The sequence below is a fragment of the Streptomyces sp. L500 genome, from assembly GCF_054551825.1.
Genome location: NZ_JBTOLC010000016.1, coordinates 109,072 through 124,342, shown reverse-complemented (window position 1 = coordinate 124,342; position 15,271 = coordinate 109,072). Strand labels below are relative to the sequence as shown.

Sequence of the window (15,271 nt, the reverse complement as noted above, 5' to 3'; positions counted from 1 at the left end):
GCTTTCGTACGGGCCGCCCGGGGGCGGGCGGCTGTGCGTACGACGCTAGTGGGCCGTGGCGACGGTCGGGGTCAGCCCTCGCGGTGGACCTTGTAGTTGGACGCCTGGGCGCGGGGGCGGACGACGAGGAGGTCGATGTTGACGTGCGCGGGGCGGGAGACGGTCCAGCCGATGGTGTCGGCGATGTCGTCGGCGGTGAGGGGTTCGGCGACGCCCGTGTAGACGGATTCGGCGCGGTCCTTGTCGCCGCGGAAGCGGGTGAGGGCGAACTCGTCCGTCTTGACCATGCCGGGGGCGATCTCGATGACGCGCACCGGCCGGCCGCACAGCTCCAGGCGGAGGGTCTCGGCGATGACGTGGGCGCCGTGCTTGGCGGCCACGTAGCCGCCGCCGCCCTCGTAGGTGGCGAGGCCCGCCGTGGAGGAGAGGACGATGATCGTGCCCTCGGCCTCGACGAGGCGGGGGAGGAGGGCCTGGGTGGTGTTGAGAGTGCCCAGGACGTTCGTCTCGTACATCGTCCGCCAGTCGGCGGGGTCGGCGGTGGCGACGGTCTCGGCGCCGATGGCGCCGCCGGCGTTGTTGACGAGGACGTCGACGCGGTCCAGGGTGCGGGCGAAGGCGTCGACGGCGGCGCGGTCGGTCACGTCGAGGACGTGGACGAGCGCGTCGTGACCCGCCGCCGTCAGCTCCTCGGCGAGGGCGGTCAGACGGTCCTCGCGGCGGGCGGTGAGCACGACGCGGTAGCCGTCGGTGGCCAGCCGGCGGGCGGTGGCGGCGCCGATGCCGCTGCTCGCGCCGGTGATGACTGCGGTGCGGGTGCTCATGATGGGCCTCCTGGGACGGCCGGGGCTGCTGGGGTCTATCCGCAGCATAGGGGCCCGGGCCCGGCCGGTCAGCGGCCCCGGGGGGCGTACATGATCACGGCGACGCCGGCGAGGCAGACCAGGGCGCCGATGGCGTCGTAGCGGTCGGGGCGGTAGCCGTCGGCGACCATGCCCCAGGCCAGCGAGCCCGCGACGAACACGCCGCCGTACGCGGCGAGGATCCGGCCGAAGTGGGCGTCCGGCTGGAGCGTGGCGACGAAGCCGTACGCGCCCAGGGCGGCGATCCCGGCGCCGATCCAGGCCCAGCCCCTGTGCTCGCGGACGCCCTGCCAGACGAGCCAGGCCCCGCCGATCTCCAGGAGGGCGGCGAGGACGAACAGGGCGATGGAGCGGAGATTGAGCATGGGTGTCAGGTTATGGGCGGCTACGGGCGTCCCGCGCCGCTACGGCCAGACCAGGCAGTACGGCTGGTGGCCGGCCTCGTGCAGCCGGTGGGAGAAGTCCTGCCATTCGTGGAGCAGTTGGTAGACCTCGAAGGCGTCGCGCGGGCCGCCGCGGTCGGGGACCGTGGACCAGATGAAGGCCGCCGCGCCCACCGATTCCTCGCCAATTCCGCGCAGCGGGTCGACGACGGTCATGGGGAGCTTGACGACCGCGTAGTCGGGATGGAGAACGACCAGTTCGAGCGGGGGGACCTTGTGCAGGGGTATGCCCTCGATGCCGGTGAGAACCATGGCGGCCACGGTCTCCGGCTTGATCCTGGTGAACATTCCGCCCATGCCCAGCTCGTCACCGCCGAGCTCCTCGGGGCGCATGGAGATGGGGACGCGGGCGGCGGTCGCGCCGTTCGGGGCCCCGAAGTACTTGTAGGTCACCCCCACCCGGCCACTCCTGCTCGCACCGTTCTCTTCGTGTCGCTCTTCGCGCCGTTCGTCGCGTCGTTCTTCCCGGCGCCGGTGCCGCCCCTTGTTGGCGCGCTCGGCTCGCTCGGGGCCCAGGTCGTCCGTGCCTTCGCCCAGTCCGCCACCGCGATGCATATCTCCACCCGACCGCACATTGCCCGACCGCACATTGAGGCAGCACAGCCCCCGCCGCGCAACCCGATCATCGTCTCAGAGACCTCCCCCGTAGACGGCGTGCGAAACGCCCGGGCACGAGTCGGCGGGGGGCTCTGAGACCATGGCTAGCATGAGCTACCCATACACGGCCCCAGTCTCGCAGACGCTCTTCGACCGTGCGTCGGTCGTGACGCCCGGTGGCGTGAACTCTCCGGTGCGCGCGTTCCGCGCCGTGGGCGGTACGCCCCGGTTCATGGTCTCCGGCACCGGTCCGTATCTGACCGATGCGGATGGCCGGGAATATGTGGACCTCGTGTGTTCGTGGGGGCCGATGATTCTCGGCCACTCCCACCCCGAGGTGATCGCCAAGGTGCAGGAGGCCGTGGCGCGGGGTACGTCCTTCGGCACGCCCGGTGAGGGCGAGGTCGCGCTGGCGGAGGAGATCGTCGCGCGGATCGCGCCGGTCGAGCAGGTGCGGCTGGTGTCCTCGGGCACCGAGGCGACGATGTCGGCCATCCGGCTGGCGCGCGGCTTCACGGGCCGCGCCAAGGTCGTGAAGTTCGCCGGCTGCTACCACGGTCACGTGGACGCGCTGCTGGCCGCGGCGGGTTCCGGGGTGGCGACCTTCGGGCTGCCGGACACCCCGGGCGTGACCGGCGCCCAGGCCGGCGAGACGATCGTGCTGCCGTACAACGACCTGGAGGCCGTGCGCGAGGCCTTCCGGGCGCACCCGGGCGAGATCGCCTGTGTGATCACGGAGGCGTCGCCGGGCAACATGGGCGTGGTCCCGCCGCTGCCGGGCTTCAACGCGGGCCTGAAGGCGCTGTGCGCCGAGAACGGCGCGCTGTACATCTCCGACGAGGTCATGACGGGCTTCCGGACGAGCCGGGCGGGCTGGTTCGGCGTCGACGGCGTCGAGCCGGACCTGATGACCTTCGGCAAGGTCATGGGCGGCGGCTTCCCGGCGGCGGCCTTCGGCGGTCGCGCCGATGTGATGGCGTACCTGGCGCCGGCGGGCCCGGTGTACCAGGCGGGCACCCTCTCCGGTAACCCGGTGGCCACGGCCGCGGGCCTGGCGCAGCTGCGGCTGCTGGACGACGCGGCGTACGAGCGGGTGGACGCGGTCGCGGCGGAGATCGGCTCCCTGGTGACGGAGTCGCTGACGAAGGCGGGTGTGGCGCACCGGCTGCAGACGGCGAGCAACATGTTCTCGGTGTTCTTCACCGAGGACGCGGTGACGAACTACGCCGAGGCGAAGACGCAGGAGGCGTTCCGTTTCAACGCCTTCTTCCATTCGATGCTGTCGCAGGGTGTGTACCTGCCGCCGTCGGCGTTCGAGTCGTGGTTCGTCTCGACGGCGCACGACGCGGCGGCGATCGAGCGGGTCGCGGCGGCGCTGCCGGCGGCGGCGCGCGCGGCGGCCGAGGCGACGGAGGAGGGCAAGTGAGCGGCAAGGCTGACATCACGGTCGTCCATCTGATGCGGCACGGCGAGGTGCACAACCCGGAGGGCGTGCTGTACGGGCGCCGTGCGGGGTACCACCTGTCGGAGCTGGGGCACCGGATGGCGGACCGGGTGGCGGAGCACCTGGCGGAGCGGGACGTGACGTACGTGGTCGCGTCGCCGCTGGAGCGGGCGCAGGAGACGGCGACGCCGATCGCGAAGGCGCACGGTCTGGACCTGGCGACGGACGAGCGGCTGATCGAGGCGGCGAACGTCTTCGAGGGCAAGACCTTCGGCGTGGGCGACGGCGCGCTGCGCAAGCCGGCGAACTGGAAGCACCTGACGAATCCGTTCCGTCCGTCGTGGGGCGAGCCGTACGTCGAGCAGGTGGTGCGGATGATGGGCGCGCTGGACGCGGCGAAGGACGCGGCGCGCGGCCATGAGGCCGTGCTGGTCAGCCATCAGCTGCCGATCTGGATCGTGCGGAGCTTCGTGGAGCGGCGCCGGCTGTGGCACGACCCGCGGAAGCGGCAGTGCACGCTGGCGAGCCTGACGACGTTCACCTACCGGGGCGACAAGATCGTCTCGGTGGGGTACTCGGAGCCGGCGCGGGATCTGGTGCCGAAGCACCTGCTGGCCGGGGCGAAGCCGGTCAAGGGCGGGTCGAAGGCGTTCGGCGCCTGAGTCCGGACGCATATGGGGTGGCGCGGGTGCGCCGGGGCTTGTGCTCCGGCGCACCCGCGCCGTCGTTTCCGCCCGAATGCACCCGTTGAGAGCGGGAAAACAACGCAAGCGCCGTAATCCGCCGTGCCGTCACACCTAATGTCCATTTATATGGACGGCGTATGGTATGGGGCCGCAAGCACGGACGGAGCCGACATGCGCGAGTTGAGCCGACGCAGCCTGCTCGGACTGGGCGTGGGCCTGGGCACGGCCACCGCCCTGGGAGCGATGGCCGGCTGCTCCGACGGGCCGTCCGGCACCGCCGGCACGGGCGGCCGTCCCAAGGCGCGGGCGCACGTGGAGGCGAAGGCCAAGGCGAAGCTGATCGGCGACGGCTCCACCGCCGACACCGGGCCGCAGCCCAATCAGCCGCCGAAGCCGGTGCCGCTGGAGCCGGGGGAGAAGCCGCCCCAGTTCGTGATCTTCTCATGGGACGGGGCGGGCGAGGTCGGCAACGGTCTCTTCCCCCGCTTCCGCAAGCTCGCCCGGGACCACGGCGCCCGGATGACGTTCTTCCTCTCCGGCATCTACCTCCTGCCGGAGTCCAAGCAGCGGATGTACGAGCCGCCGAACAACGCGCCCGGCGCCTCCGACATCGGCTACCTCTCCGACGAGCACATCCGGGCGACGCTGAAGAACATCCGCGCCGCGTGGCTGGAGGGCCACGAGATCGGCACCCACTTCAACGGGCACTTCTGTTCGGGCCACGGCTCGGTGGCGCACTGGACGCCCGAGGACTGGGAGTCGGAGATCGAGCAGGCCGTCTCCTTCGTCACCCGCTGGCGCACCCACACCGGCTTCACCGACCTGGAGCCGCTGCCCTTCGACTACCGCAAGGAGCTCATCGGCGGCCGCACCCCCTGTCTGCTGAACCAGGACGGTCTGCTGCCCACCGCCCGGCGGCTGGGCTGGCGCTACGACGCGAGCTCCTCGGGCGGGGAGCAGGTGTGGCCCCGCAAGAAGCAGGGCCTGTGGGACCTGCCGCTGCAGCAGATGCCCTTCCCGGGGCACTCCTTCGAGGTCCTGTCCATGGACTACAACATCCTCGCCAACCAGTCGAAGAACACGACGCGCGGCGTGCCCGCCCACTACGCGGGCTGGCGCCGGCAGGCCATCGAGTCGTACATCGCCGGCTTCGACCGGGCGTACGAGACGAACCGGGCGCCGTTCTTCGTGGGCAACCACTTCGAGGAGTGGAACGGCGGGATCTACATGGACGCCGTCGAGGAGGCGTTCAAGTACATGGCCGACGACAAGCGCAAGGACGTCCGGGTGGTGTCCTTCCGGCAGTTCGTGGACTGGCTCGACGTGCAGAGCCCGGCGGTCCTCGCGCAGCTGCGCCAGCTCGACGTGGGCGAGAAATGGCACCGCAGGGCGGGCGGCGGCGGTGGCGGCGGCAGTACGAGCAGGCCGTGGAACCGGGGCGAGCCCCCCGCGCCGCGCGGCGAGGCGCCCGTCGGGCCGAAGGCCGGAGAGGTGCCCGTGGGGCCCAGGGGCGGCGACGTTCCCACGGCGCCCGCGGGCAACAAGGGGCGCGACGACTCCGAGGGGGGTGCGGAAGATCCCTAAACCGCCCATGCGAAACTTTTCACATGAGTGCCCGCCGCGCCTATCGACGCCCACTTTCCCGCCGTCGTCTCCCCGTGCCGGCCGCTGTCGTCGCCATCACGGCGGCGCTGACGCTCAGCGCCTGCGGCTCCGGCGGCAGCTCGGGCGGCGGGGGCCAGACCCAGTTCGTCCAGGGCACCGGCGGCGTCGACGTGGTCAAGGACCGCGCGAGCCGGCAGAGCGCCCCCGACCTCTCCGGCAAGACGCTGGACGGCAAGGACCTCGACGTCGCCAAGGACTACAAGGGCAAGATCGTCGTCCTTAACGTCTGGGGCTCCTGGTGCTCGCCGTGCCGCGCCGAGGCCAAGTACCTGGTGCAGGCCGCCAACGCCTACAAGGACAAGGGCGTGGAGTTCGTCGGCCTCGACACCCGCGACCCCGACCCGGCCCCCGCGCTCGCCTTCGAGAAGGAGTTCAAGGTTCCCTACCCGAGCCTCTACGACTCCGCGGGCAAGCTCCTGCTGCGCTTCCCCAAGGGCAGCCTCAACCCGCAGTCGATCCCCTCCACGGTCTTCATCGACCGGGACGGGAAGATCGCCGCCCGCGCGATCAAGGCGCTGGGCGAGGACGAGCTGCGCGACACCCTCGACCCGCTGGTCGCGGAGAAGTGACCCCGTGACCACCGGGACCCCCACGGCCGCGCACGCGATCACCGCTCTCGCCGCGGCGAGCGACACCAACCAGACCGTCCTGACCGGCGCCCTGCTGCTGGCCCTGCCCGTGGCGATGCTCGGCGGGCTCGTCTCCTTCTTCTCCCCCTGCGTCCTGCCGCTCGTCCCCGGCTACCTGTCGTACGTCACCGGCGTCGGCGGCGCGGACCTGGCCGAGACCAAGCGGGGCCGGATGCTCGCCGGCTCCTCGCTGTTCGTCCTGGGCTTCACGGCGGTCTTCGTCTCCGGCGGCGCGCTGTTCGGCTACTTCGGCAGCACGCTGCAGAGCTACAAGGGGACGATCAGCCTCGTCCTCGGCGGGCTGACGATCGTGCTCGGCCTGGCCTTCATGGGCGCCTTCAGCCTCTTCGGCCAGCGCGAGTTCCGCTTCCACACCCGGCCCACGATGGGCCTGGCCGGGGCACCCCTGCTCGGAGTGCTCTTCGGCGTGGGCTGGACGCCGTGCATCGGCCCGACGCTCGCCGCCGTGCAGTCACTCTCCTTCAACCAGGCCAGCGCGGGCCGCGGCGCCCTGCTGATGGTCGCCTACTGCGCCGGCCTGGGCCTGCCGTTCGTCCTCGCCGCGATCGCCTTCCGGCGCGCGCTCGGCGCCTTCGGCTGGGTCAAGAAGCACTACGCGTGGGTCATGCGCGTCGGCGGCGGCATGCTCGTCGTGGTCGGCCTGCTCCTGGTCACAGGATTGTGGGACAGCATGGTCCAGGACCTTCAGACGTGGTCGTCGCGCTACACCCCCGGGATCTGATCAATGGCCAAGACCAACGACTCCACCGATACCGCCGCCGATACCGCCGAAACGGACGACTCGGCGGCGGCATCGGACCTCTCCACGGCCCCCGCCGAGGACAGGGCCGGTGACGGCCAGGCCGTACCCGGCTCCTTCGGCGGCGTCCGCAAGCCCGGCCTCCTCGGCGCGCTCGCCTGGACCGCCCGTGAGGTCACCGGCTGGGTGCGCTGGGTCTGGCGGCAGCTGACCTCGATGCGGGTCGCGCTGATCCTGCTCTTCCTGCTCTCCCTGGCCACCATCCCCGGCTCGCTCGTCCCGCAGACCAGCGTCGACGCGCTCAAGGCCGAGCAGTGGAAGGCCGACCACGAGACCCTGGCGTCCGTCTACGACAAGCTCGGGCTCTTCCACGTCTACAGCTCGGTGTGGTTCTCCGCGATCTACATCCTGCTGTTCATCTCGCTGATCGGCTGCATCGTCCCGCGCACCTGGCAGTTCGTCGGCCAGCTGCGCGGCCGCCCGCCGGCCGCCCCCCGCAACCTCACCCGGATGCCCGCCCACGCCACCTGGCACACGGACGCGAAGCCCGAGCAGGTCGTCGCGGCGGCCGAGAAGCTCCTCAAGCGCCGCCGCTTCCGCGTCGAGCGGGGCGAGGGCTCCGTCGGCGCCGAGAAGGGCTATCTGCGCGAGGCCGGCAACCTCCTCTTCCACGTCTCCCTGATCGCCCTGCTGGTGGCCTTCGCCTCCGGCCAGCTGTGGAAGTCCGAGGGCGGCAAGCTCGTCGTCGAGGGCGACGGCTTCTCGAACACCCTCACCCAGTACGACGACTTCAAGTCCGGCTCCCTCTTCCGCGCGGACGACCTCGACAAGTTCAGCTTCTACCTGGACCGCTTTTCCGGCAGCTACGAGCGCACCGGCCCCCAGAAGGGCACCCCGCGCGACTACGCCGCCCACATCACGTACTACGAGGGCGCCGACGGCCCGGCCCGCAAGGCCACCATCAAGGTGAACGAGCCGCTGGAGACGGGCGGCTCGAAGGTCTACCTCATCGGCCACGGCTACGCTCCGATGGTGACCGTCAAGGACGGCCGGGGGAACATCGCCTTCCGGGGCCCGATGTCCGCGCTGCCGCTGGACAGCAACGTCACCGAGACCGCCGTCGCCAAGGTCGGCGACTACCGGGACAAGGACGGCGAGAAGACCCAGATCGGCTTCAAGGGCAACTTCGTGCCGACGCTGGACCTGAAGACCGGGATGATGGCGTCCCAGTTCCCCGCCCTGGACAACCCCGCCCTCGTCCTCACCGCCTACCACGGCAGCCTCGGCACCGACTCCGGCATGCCGCAGAACGTCTACCAGCTCGACGTCACCAAGATGAAGCAGTTCACGGAGAAGGACGGCTCGCCCTTCGCCAAGCTGCTCAAGGTCGGCGACACCATGACGCTCCCCGACGGCGGCTCGCTGCACTTCGACGCCATCAAGGAGTGGGCCACCTTCCAGGTCTCCCAGAAGCCCGGCGACGAGCTCGCCCTGAGCGGCGCCGTCGCCGCCCTGCTGGGCCTGGCCGGCTCGCTGTTCATCCAGCGCCGCCGCGTCTGGGTGCGGGCCACGGCCGGCGCCGACGGCCGTACGGTCGTGGAGCTGGCCGGCCTCGCCCGCAGCGAGTCCGCCCGGCTGCCCGAGGAGCTCGCCTCCCTCGCCGCCGCCCTCCAGCCCGACGCCCCGCCCGCCGCGGCGACCGCCGCCGGCACCGCCACGGCCGAGGCCGTCGAAGCCGTCGAAGCGGACGAAGCCGCCTCCGACCCCGTCGAACCGTCCGAAGGAGCGCGCGCGTGAATCTCGCCGCCGCAACCAACGAGAACCTGGCCAACATCAGCAATGTGCTGATCTATTCGGCCATGGCCGTCTACACCCTGGCCTTCCTCGCGCACATCACCGAGTGGGTCTTCGGCAGCCGCAGCACCGTCGCCCGCACCGCCGCCGCGATCACCACGGAGGCCGCCCGCTCGTCGTCCGTGACCGTCACGGTCAAGAAGCAGGGCGGCGGCACGGCCGTCCTGGAGCGACCCGAGGTCGTCACCCGCGCCGCCCCCGGCAGCCGTGACGTGCCCGACGGCCCCGGCGCGGCCGGCGGCAGCGAGAAGGGCGACCTGTACGGCCGCATCGCCGTCTCGCTGACCGTGCTGGCCTTCGCGCTCCACGCGGGCGGCGTCCTCACCCGCGCGCTGTCCGTGCAGCGGGCGCCGTGGGGCAACATGTACGAGTTCTCCACGACCTTCGGCATGACCGCCGTGGCCGTCTACCTCGGCCTGCTCGCCGCGAAGAAGAACGTCCGCTGGCTGGGCCTGCCGCTGACCACGTCGATCCTGCTCGACCTGGGCCTCGCCGTCTCGGTCCTCTACACCAGCAGCGACCAGCTCGTGCCCGCGCTCCACTCCTACTGGCTGTGGATCCACGTCTCCTGCGCCATCATCTCCGGCGCGGCGCTGTGGGTGGGCGCGTGCTCCACGCTCTTCTACCTCTTCCGCGACTCCTACGAGGCCAAGCTCGCGGCCGGCCGGGACGCGGACGGCGCCTGGGGCAACGTCCTCTCCCGCCTGCCCTCGGCCGCCACGCTCGACAAGTTCGCCTACCGCATCAACGCGACCGTCTTCCCGCTGTGGACGTTCACGATCATCGCGGGCGCGATCTGGGCCGAGGCCGCCTGGGGCCGCTACTGGGGCTGGGACCCCAAGGAGGTCTGGTCCTTCATCACCTGGGTCGCCTACGCCAGCTACCTCCACGCCCGCGCCACCGCCGGCTGGAAGGGCCGCAAGGCCGCCTACCTGGCCCTGCTGGCCTTCGCCTGCTACCTCTTCAACTACTACGGCGTGAACATCCTGCTGAGCGGCAAGCACTCCTACGCGGGGGTGTGAGCCCGCACGGTGCGGTTTTGTAAAGGCCCGCTTCCCTCGTCCGGGGGAAGCGGGCCTTTGTGCGAGCGGAGGCTGGTATGCGTCCATAGACTCGAATGCGACTAGGGGAGGTGCCGGATGGCGGCTGTACGGGACTCGGCCGAGCTCGACGCGATGTTTGACGAGATCGAGAGCCTCAATCTGCCTGCGGACTACCGGGTGGAGATCATCGAGGGGGAGATCGTCATGAATCCGCAGCGCAAGGTGCATGCCCGGATCATCCAGCTGCTGACCATGTCGTTGGCGGACACGCTCGGCCGGAACGCGAACGTCCTGTGGGACGTGCGGGTCGACTTTCCCGGGTATCTCAACGGATTCGCGCCGGATGTGGCCCTCGTGAAGGAGGGTGCCGAAGAGGACGACGCCGGTAACCACGACTACCGGGACGTCGAGTTCGTGGCCGAGGTCGTTTCCCGGGGCAGCCGCCGCGCGGATTACGAGGCCAAGCTGAACGTCTACGCCGTTGCCGGGGTACCCACGTACCTCATCGCCGACCCGAAGTCCGGGGTCGTGCATGTTCACCACGACCCGCGCGAAGGCACGTACACCGACGAGGTCATCTACACCTTCGGTTCCACCTTCACCCTCCCCCACCCCAAGGTCACTATCGACACCTCCGACTGGCCCCGCGACCGGCAGGCGCCCCGCGCCTGACCGTGCTAGACGTGGACCTATGGAGATCCCCTCCCCCTACGGCGCGTCCGAGTCCCAGGGTGACGTCCACACCCTGCGCTACGAGCTGTCGATCCCGTACCCCGTCGACGAGGTGTGGGACGCGATCGCCACGCCCGACGGGCTGCCCACGTGGCTGGCCGTCGCCGATCCGTTCGAGCAGCGGGAGGGCGGGGCGATCACGCTGCGGTGGCAGAACAAGGACGCCCGGGGGCATGCCACGGTCGCCCCGGGGCGGGTGACGGCCTGGGAGCCCAAGCGGGTGGTGGAGTACACCGTGGACATCCACGGGCGGGTCCGCTTCGAGCTGGAGCCCGGGCCGCTGGGCGTCGGCGGGACGCTGCTGCACTTCACCAACGAGCTGGCCGGGCCGGAGGACGTACGCCTGGACTGCCTGGCCGGCTGGCACCACCACTTCGAGTACCTGCTGCAGGCCCTCGCCGGGCAGCCCGCGGACTGGTCCGCGTGGACCCTGGAGCGCTGGCGGGAACTGCGCGAGGAGTACGGGAAGGGGCGCTAGCCCTTCGGGCCGTCCTCGTCGGGCCGGAGCGAGCGCAGGAACTCCGGGTTGTCGTCCGGGGCCACCCACCGCCGCGGCGCCGGGCGGGTACGGGCGCGGGGGCGCCCCGCGACCAGCCAAGCCACCGGGCCCACCAGGACCTCGCCGAAGAGCAGGATGACGAACACCCACGCCAGCTTCGGCAGACCCCGCACCTCGTTCTCGGGGGTGTTGAGGCAGTCGATGAAGGCGTAGATCCACAGCGCCAGGACCAGCAGGAACGGCAGATACCTGAGCATGGTGGCGGCCCCCGGAGTGCGGTGCTCGGAGCCGCTTCGCGGCCCCCGTGACCGCTCCAGGGTAGTGCGTGCTCGATACTGGAACGTATGGCTTACGACGATCTTCGCTCGTTCCTCCGGGCACTGGAGCGCGATGGCGATCTCAAGCGCATCAAGGCCGAAGTCGACCCGTACCTGGAGATCGGGGAGATCGTCGACAGAGTGAACAAAGCGGGCGGTCCCGCGCTGCTCTTCGAGAACGTCAAGGGCGCGGCCATGCCGCTCGCCATGAACGTCTTCGGCACCGACCGCCGGATGCTCAAGGCGCTCGGCCTGACCTCCTACGACGAGATCAGCGAGAAGATCGGCGGGCTGCTCAGGCCGGAGCTTCCGCAGGGGTTCGTCGGCATGCGCGAGGCCTTCGGCAAGCTCGGCGCGATGGCGCACGTGCCGCCGAGGAAGGTCAAGGACGCGCCGGTCCAGGAGGTCGTCCTCACCGGCGACGACGTGGACCTCGACCAGCTCCCGGCGCTCTTCACCTGGCCCGAGGACGGCGGCTCCTTCTTCAACCTCGGTCTCACCCACACCAAGCACCCCGAGACCGGCGTCCGCAACCTCGGCCTCTACCGCCTCCAGCGCCACGACAAGCGCACCATCGGCATGCACTGGCAGATCCACAAGGACAGCCGCAACCACTACCAGGTGGCTGCCAAGCGCGGCGAGCGGCTGCCGGTCGCCATCGCCTTCGGCTGCCCGCCGGCCGTGACGTACGCGTCCACCGCGCCGCTGCCCGGCGACATCGACGAGTACCTCTTCGCGGGCTTCATCCAGGGCAAGCGGATCGAGATGGTCGACTGCAAGACCGTCCCGCTCCAGGTCCCCGCGAACGCGGAAGTCGTCATCGAGGGCTGGCTGGAACCGGGGAAGATGCTGCCGGAAGGCCCGTTCGGCGACCACACGGGCTTCTACACGCCGCAGGAGGACTTCCCGGCGCTCACCATCGACTGCGTCACGATGCGGCGGCGCCCGCTGCTGCAGTCGATCGTCGTCGGCCGCCCGCCGACCGAGGACGGCCCGCTGGGCCGCGCCACGGAGCGGTTCTTCCTGCCGCTGCTGAAGGTGATCGTCCCGGACATCGTGGACTACCACCTGCCGGAGGCCGGCGGCTTCCACAACTGCGCGATCGTCTCGATCGACAAGAAGTACCCCAAGCACGCCCAGAAGGTCATGCACGCCGTCTGGGGCGCGCACATGATGTCGCTGACCAAGCTGATCATCGTGGTGGACTCCGACTGCGACGTCCACGACCTCCACGAGGTGGCCTGGCGCGCACTGGGCAACACGGACTACGCCCGCGACCTGACCGTCGTCGAAGGCCCCGTGGACCATCTGGACCACGCCTCCTACCAGCAGTTCTGGGGCGGCAAGGCGGGCATCGACGCGACCGCGAAGTGGCCCGAGGAGGGCTACACCCGCGACGGTGGCTGGCCGAACATGGTCGAGTCGGACCCGGAGACGGCGACGAAGGTCGACCGCCGGTGGAAGGAGTACGGGCTGTGACCACGGCCGCCGTCGCGCAGCCGGGCCGGACGAAGGCGTTCCTGCGCCTCGTCATGATCGAGCACTCGGTCTTCGCGCTGCCCTTCGCCTACATCGCCGCCCTGACCGCGATGTTCCAGCTCGACCGGAACATCCACTGGGCGCGGCTGCTGCTCGTCACCATCGCCATGGTGGGACTGCGCACCTTCGCGATGGCCTGCAACCGCATCATCGACCGCGAGATCGACGCCCGTAACCCGCGCACGGCGAACCGGGAGCTGGTCACGGGCGCGGTGTCGGTGCGCTCGGCGTGGACCGGGGCGGGGGTGGCCGTGGTCGTCTTCCTCGGCGCCGCCGCGCTGCTCAACCCGCTGTGCCTGGCGCTCGCGCCGATCGCCGTGATCCCGATGGTCGTCTACCCGTACGGCAAGCGCTTCACCAACTTCCCGCACGCGATCCTGGGGCTCGCCCAGGCCATGGGCCCGGTGGGCGCGTGGCTGGCGGTGACGGGGGAGTGGTCCTGGGACGCGGTGATCCTGGGGCTGGCGGTCGGCGTGTGGATCGGCGGCTTCGACCTGATCTTCGCCTGCCAGGACGTGGCCGCCGACCGCGCCCACGGGGTGAAGTCCACCCCGGCCCGCTTCGGCATCCCGGCCGCCCTGTACGGCGCACGGGTCTGTCATGCCGTCACCACGGCGCTGCTGGTCTGGTACGCGCTGGCGACGCACGCGGGCGTCTTCTTCTGGACGGGCCTGGTCGTCGTCGCCGTGGCGTTCCTCTACGAGCACACGATCGTCAAGCCGCACGATCTGTCCCGGCTGAACCGGGCGTTCTTCACCGTGAACGGCTTCATCGGCATCGCGCTCTTCCTGTGCGCCCTGCTGGACCTGCTGGTGCGCGGCCTGACGGTCTGAACACAGCGGAAGGGCGGCCCACCGTGTTCGGTGGGCCGCCCTTTCGCGTGGGTACGGGCCGTCAGACGGACTTGCTGAACGGGTCCTGCGCGCCGCCCCCGAGGGGGCCGCCGAAGGGGCTGTTCGCGTCGCTGCCGAACGGGCTCTTCGCGCCGCCCTGACCGCCGCCGCCCATGAAGGCGAACATGGCCGCGCCCATCAGGTCCTGCGGCTTGAGCTCCTTGGCGCCGGCGGGGGCCTCGATCTTCTCGGAGCCGCCCTTGAAGCCGATGGTCACCGGCAGCTCGCCCTTGGCGTCCTTGTCGAGCTTGGCGGCGTCGAAGGAGAGGGCGGAGAGCATGCCGTCCTTGACGGCCACGTCGACGGTGACGTCCTTGTCCGGGGCGTCCTCCCACTTGGAGAACTTGTCGAAGCGCTTGTCGCCGAGCTTGTCCTTGAGCGGCTTGAGGCCCTCGACGACCTGCTTGCCGACCGTCTTCGCGTTGGCGGTGACCTTGACGTGGTCGGCGCCGTCCTTGGAGCCCGCGTCGGCGAACTTGGCGTTGTCCATGAGGGCCTTGCGCATGGCCTCCAGGGCCTGCTTCTGGGTCTTCGGGTCGAGCGAGTCGCTCAGCGAGCCGTTCGTCTTGCCCGAGCTGCCCTTGTCCTTGCCGAAGGACTTGCCGAACTCCTCGAAGGACTTGGTGTCCAGGGAGACCCAGTCGCCCTTGATGGCGCCCTTGACGGCGTCCAGGGACGGCGGGAGCTGGTCGGCCTTCTTCAGCAGCTCGTCGAGGGCCTGCTTGCCCTTGGCACCCTTGGCGCTCTTGCTCTTCTCGCTCTTCCCGCCGAGCTCGGCGATGGCCTTGAGGTCGCCACGCACATACATCTTCTGCGCCACGCCGCGGAGCTCGACGAGCGGCTTGTCGGCGTCCTTCTTGGCCAGCTTGAACGTCACGGCGCCGTTCTTGTCGCCGTCCTTGACGTCCTTGAGCGGCTTGTCGTTGCTGATCGCGAAGGAGAGCCGCAGGCTCGCCAGCGTGTCGGCGTCGGAGCGCTGGAAGTCGTCCTCGCCCTTCAGCGCCTCGTAGAGCTTGTCGGCGCCGGCGTCGAAGCCGAAGTCGGCGGAGACGGCCTTCTGGCCGCTCAGCTTGTCGAAGGCCCGCTCGACCTTCGCCTCGGGGCTCAGCTTCTCGGTGGGGTCGCAGGCGACGGACGCGGCGGCGACGAGAGCGACGCAGCCGGCGGCGGCCAGACCCTTGCGCATGGTGTGAATGACGTTCCCCCTGGACCGTTCCGTTTATATGAAGGTCACTTAAGTCGAGGACGAATAGGCATGTCAAAGGACTATTCCGCCAAGACGCCGTCAAGACGCGCGGCGGGCGGGC

17 protein-coding genes are annotated in these 15,271 nt (G+C 70.4%); 12 read left to right on the top strand and 5 right to left on the bottom strand.

The features are described 5' to 3' along the window. Window positions 1-71 precede the first annotated feature (71 nt). From ACX9I7_RS17460 to ACX9I7_RS17450, 3 genes are all read right to left on the bottom strand, one after another. On the bottom strand, window positions 72-824 hold the full coding sequence (locus tag ACX9I7_RS17460) for an SDR family NAD(P)-dependent oxidoreductase (RefSeq protein ID WP_459387835.1): 753 nt from the start codon (window positions 822-824) through the stop codon (window positions 72-74). A gap of 68 nt (window positions 825-892) precedes the next feature. Continuing rightward, window positions 893-1,228 (bottom strand): YnfA family protein, encoded by a 336-nt coding sequence (locus tag ACX9I7_RS17455; protein ID WP_459387834.1) that lies wholly within the window; start codon window positions 1,226-1,228, stop codon window positions 893-895. A 39-nt stretch (window positions 1,229-1,267) separates the two neighbouring features. Then, the gene (locus ACX9I7_RS17450; protein ID WP_229347866.1) at window positions 1,268-1,705 is read right to left on the bottom strand and encodes a hypothetical protein; all 438 of its coding nucleotides are present in this window, start codon (window positions 1,703-1,705) and stop codon (window positions 1,268-1,270) included. 30 nt (window positions 1,706-1,735) lie between these two features. Between ACX9I7_RS17450 and ACX9I7_RS17445 the strand changes: the two genes are divergently transcribed. The 10 genes from ACX9I7_RS17445 to ACX9I7_RS17400 all read left to right on the top strand — a co-directional run bounded on the left by ACX9I7_RS17445 (window position 1,736) and on the right by ACX9I7_RS17400 (window position 11,194). Continuing rightward, window positions 1,736-1,999, top strand: coding sequence for a hypothetical protein (locus tag ACX9I7_RS17445; RefSeq protein ID WP_229820674.1), 264 nt, complete (start codon window positions 1,736-1,738; stop codon window positions 1,997-1,999). A 4-nt stretch (window positions 2,000-2,003) separates the two neighbouring features. Beyond that, window positions 2,004-3,329 carry a glutamate-1-semialdehyde 2,1-aminomutase gene (gene hemL / locus ACX9I7_RS17440; protein WP_189456660.1) on the top strand — a complete coding sequence of 442 codons (1,326 nt, stop codon included), beginning with the start codon at window positions 2,004-2,006 and terminating at the stop codon, window positions 3,327-3,329. 32 nt (window positions 3,330-3,361) lie between these two features. Continuing rightward, on the top strand, window positions 3,362-4,009 hold the full coding sequence (locus ACX9I7_RS17435; protein ID WP_189456712.1) for a histidine phosphatase family protein: 648 nt from the start codon (window positions 3,362-3,364) through the stop codon (window positions 4,007-4,009). A 195-nt stretch (window positions 4,010-4,204) separates the two neighbouring features. Beyond that, complete coding sequence (locus ACX9I7_RS17430) at window positions 4,205-5,617, top strand: polysaccharide deacetylase family protein (protein WP_387569306.1); 1,413 nt, start codon at window positions 4,205-4,207, stop codon at window positions 5,615-5,617. Between the two features lie 23 nt (window positions 5,618-5,640). Further along, the gene (locus tag ACX9I7_RS17425) at window positions 5,641-6,267 is read left to right on the top strand and encodes a TlpA family protein disulfide reductase (RefSeq protein ID WP_358631244.1); all 627 of its coding nucleotides are present in this window, start codon (window positions 5,641-5,643) and stop codon (window positions 6,265-6,267) included. A 37-nt stretch (window positions 6,268-6,304) separates the two neighbouring features. Then, window positions 6,305-7,069, top strand: coding sequence for a cytochrome c biogenesis CcdA family protein (locus ACX9I7_RS17420; protein ID WP_387569397.1), 765 nt, complete (start codon window positions 6,305-6,307; stop codon window positions 7,067-7,069). 3 nt (window positions 7,070-7,072) lie between these two features. Next, window positions 7,073-8,884 (top strand): cytochrome c biogenesis protein ResB, encoded by a 1,812-nt coding sequence (gene resB / locus ACX9I7_RS17415; RefSeq protein WP_387569304.1) that lies wholly within the window; start codon window positions 7,073-7,075, stop codon window positions 8,882-8,884. Further along, on the top strand, window positions 8,881-9,963 hold the full coding sequence (ccsB, locus tag ACX9I7_RS17410; protein WP_387569301.1) for a c-type cytochrome biogenesis protein CcsB: 1,083 nt from the start codon (window positions 8,881-8,883) through the stop codon (window positions 9,961-9,963). The genes resB and ccsB overlap by 4 nt, the downstream gene beginning before the upstream one ends. A 117-nt stretch (window positions 9,964-10,080) precedes the next feature. Further along, window positions 10,081-10,656: a Uma2 family endonuclease gene (locus ACX9I7_RS17405; protein WP_387569298.1), complete on the top strand. Its 576-nt coding sequence runs from the start codon at window positions 10,081-10,083 to the stop codon at window positions 10,654-10,656. 19 nt (window positions 10,657-10,675) lie between these two features. Then, entirely contained in the window at window positions 10,676-11,194 is a 519-nt protein-coding gene (locus ACX9I7_RS17400; RefSeq protein ID WP_189456652.1) for an SRPBCC domain-containing protein, read from the top strand. Here ACX9I7_RS17400 and ACX9I7_RS17395 read toward each other — a convergent pair. After that, window positions 11,191-11,472: a PLD nuclease N-terminal domain-containing protein gene (locus tag ACX9I7_RS17395; protein ID WP_126914806.1), complete on the bottom strand. Its 282-nt coding sequence runs from the start codon at window positions 11,470-11,472 to the stop codon at window positions 11,191-11,193. The genes ACX9I7_RS17400 and ACX9I7_RS17395 overlap by 4 nt on opposite strands. 87 nt (window positions 11,473-11,559) lie before the next feature. On the opposite strand from ACX9I7_RS17395, the gene ACX9I7_RS17390 reads away from it, so the two are divergent. Together ACX9I7_RS17390 and mqnP are read left to right on the top strand one after the other, a co-directional pair. Beyond that, the gene (locus ACX9I7_RS17390; protein ID WP_387569294.1) at window positions 11,560-13,011 is read left to right on the top strand and encodes a menaquinone biosynthesis decarboxylase; all 1,452 of its coding nucleotides are present in this window, start codon (window positions 11,560-11,562) and stop codon (window positions 13,009-13,011) included. Continuing rightward, window positions 13,008-13,904, top strand: coding sequence for a menaquinone biosynthesis prenyltransferase MqnP (mqnP, locus tag ACX9I7_RS17385; protein WP_358631230.1), 897 nt, complete (start codon window positions 13,008-13,010; stop codon window positions 13,902-13,904). The genes ACX9I7_RS17390 and mqnP overlap by 4 nt, the downstream gene beginning before the upstream one ends. A 61-nt stretch (window positions 13,905-13,965) precedes the next feature. On the opposite strand, the gene ACX9I7_RS17380 is transcribed toward mqnP, so the two are convergent. Beyond that, window positions 13,966-15,150: a hypothetical protein gene (locus ACX9I7_RS17380; RefSeq protein ID WP_459387833.1), complete on the bottom strand. Its 1,185-nt coding sequence runs from the start codon at window positions 15,148-15,150 to the stop codon at window positions 13,966-13,968. Between the last annotated feature and the right edge of the window lie 121 nt (window positions 15,151-15,271).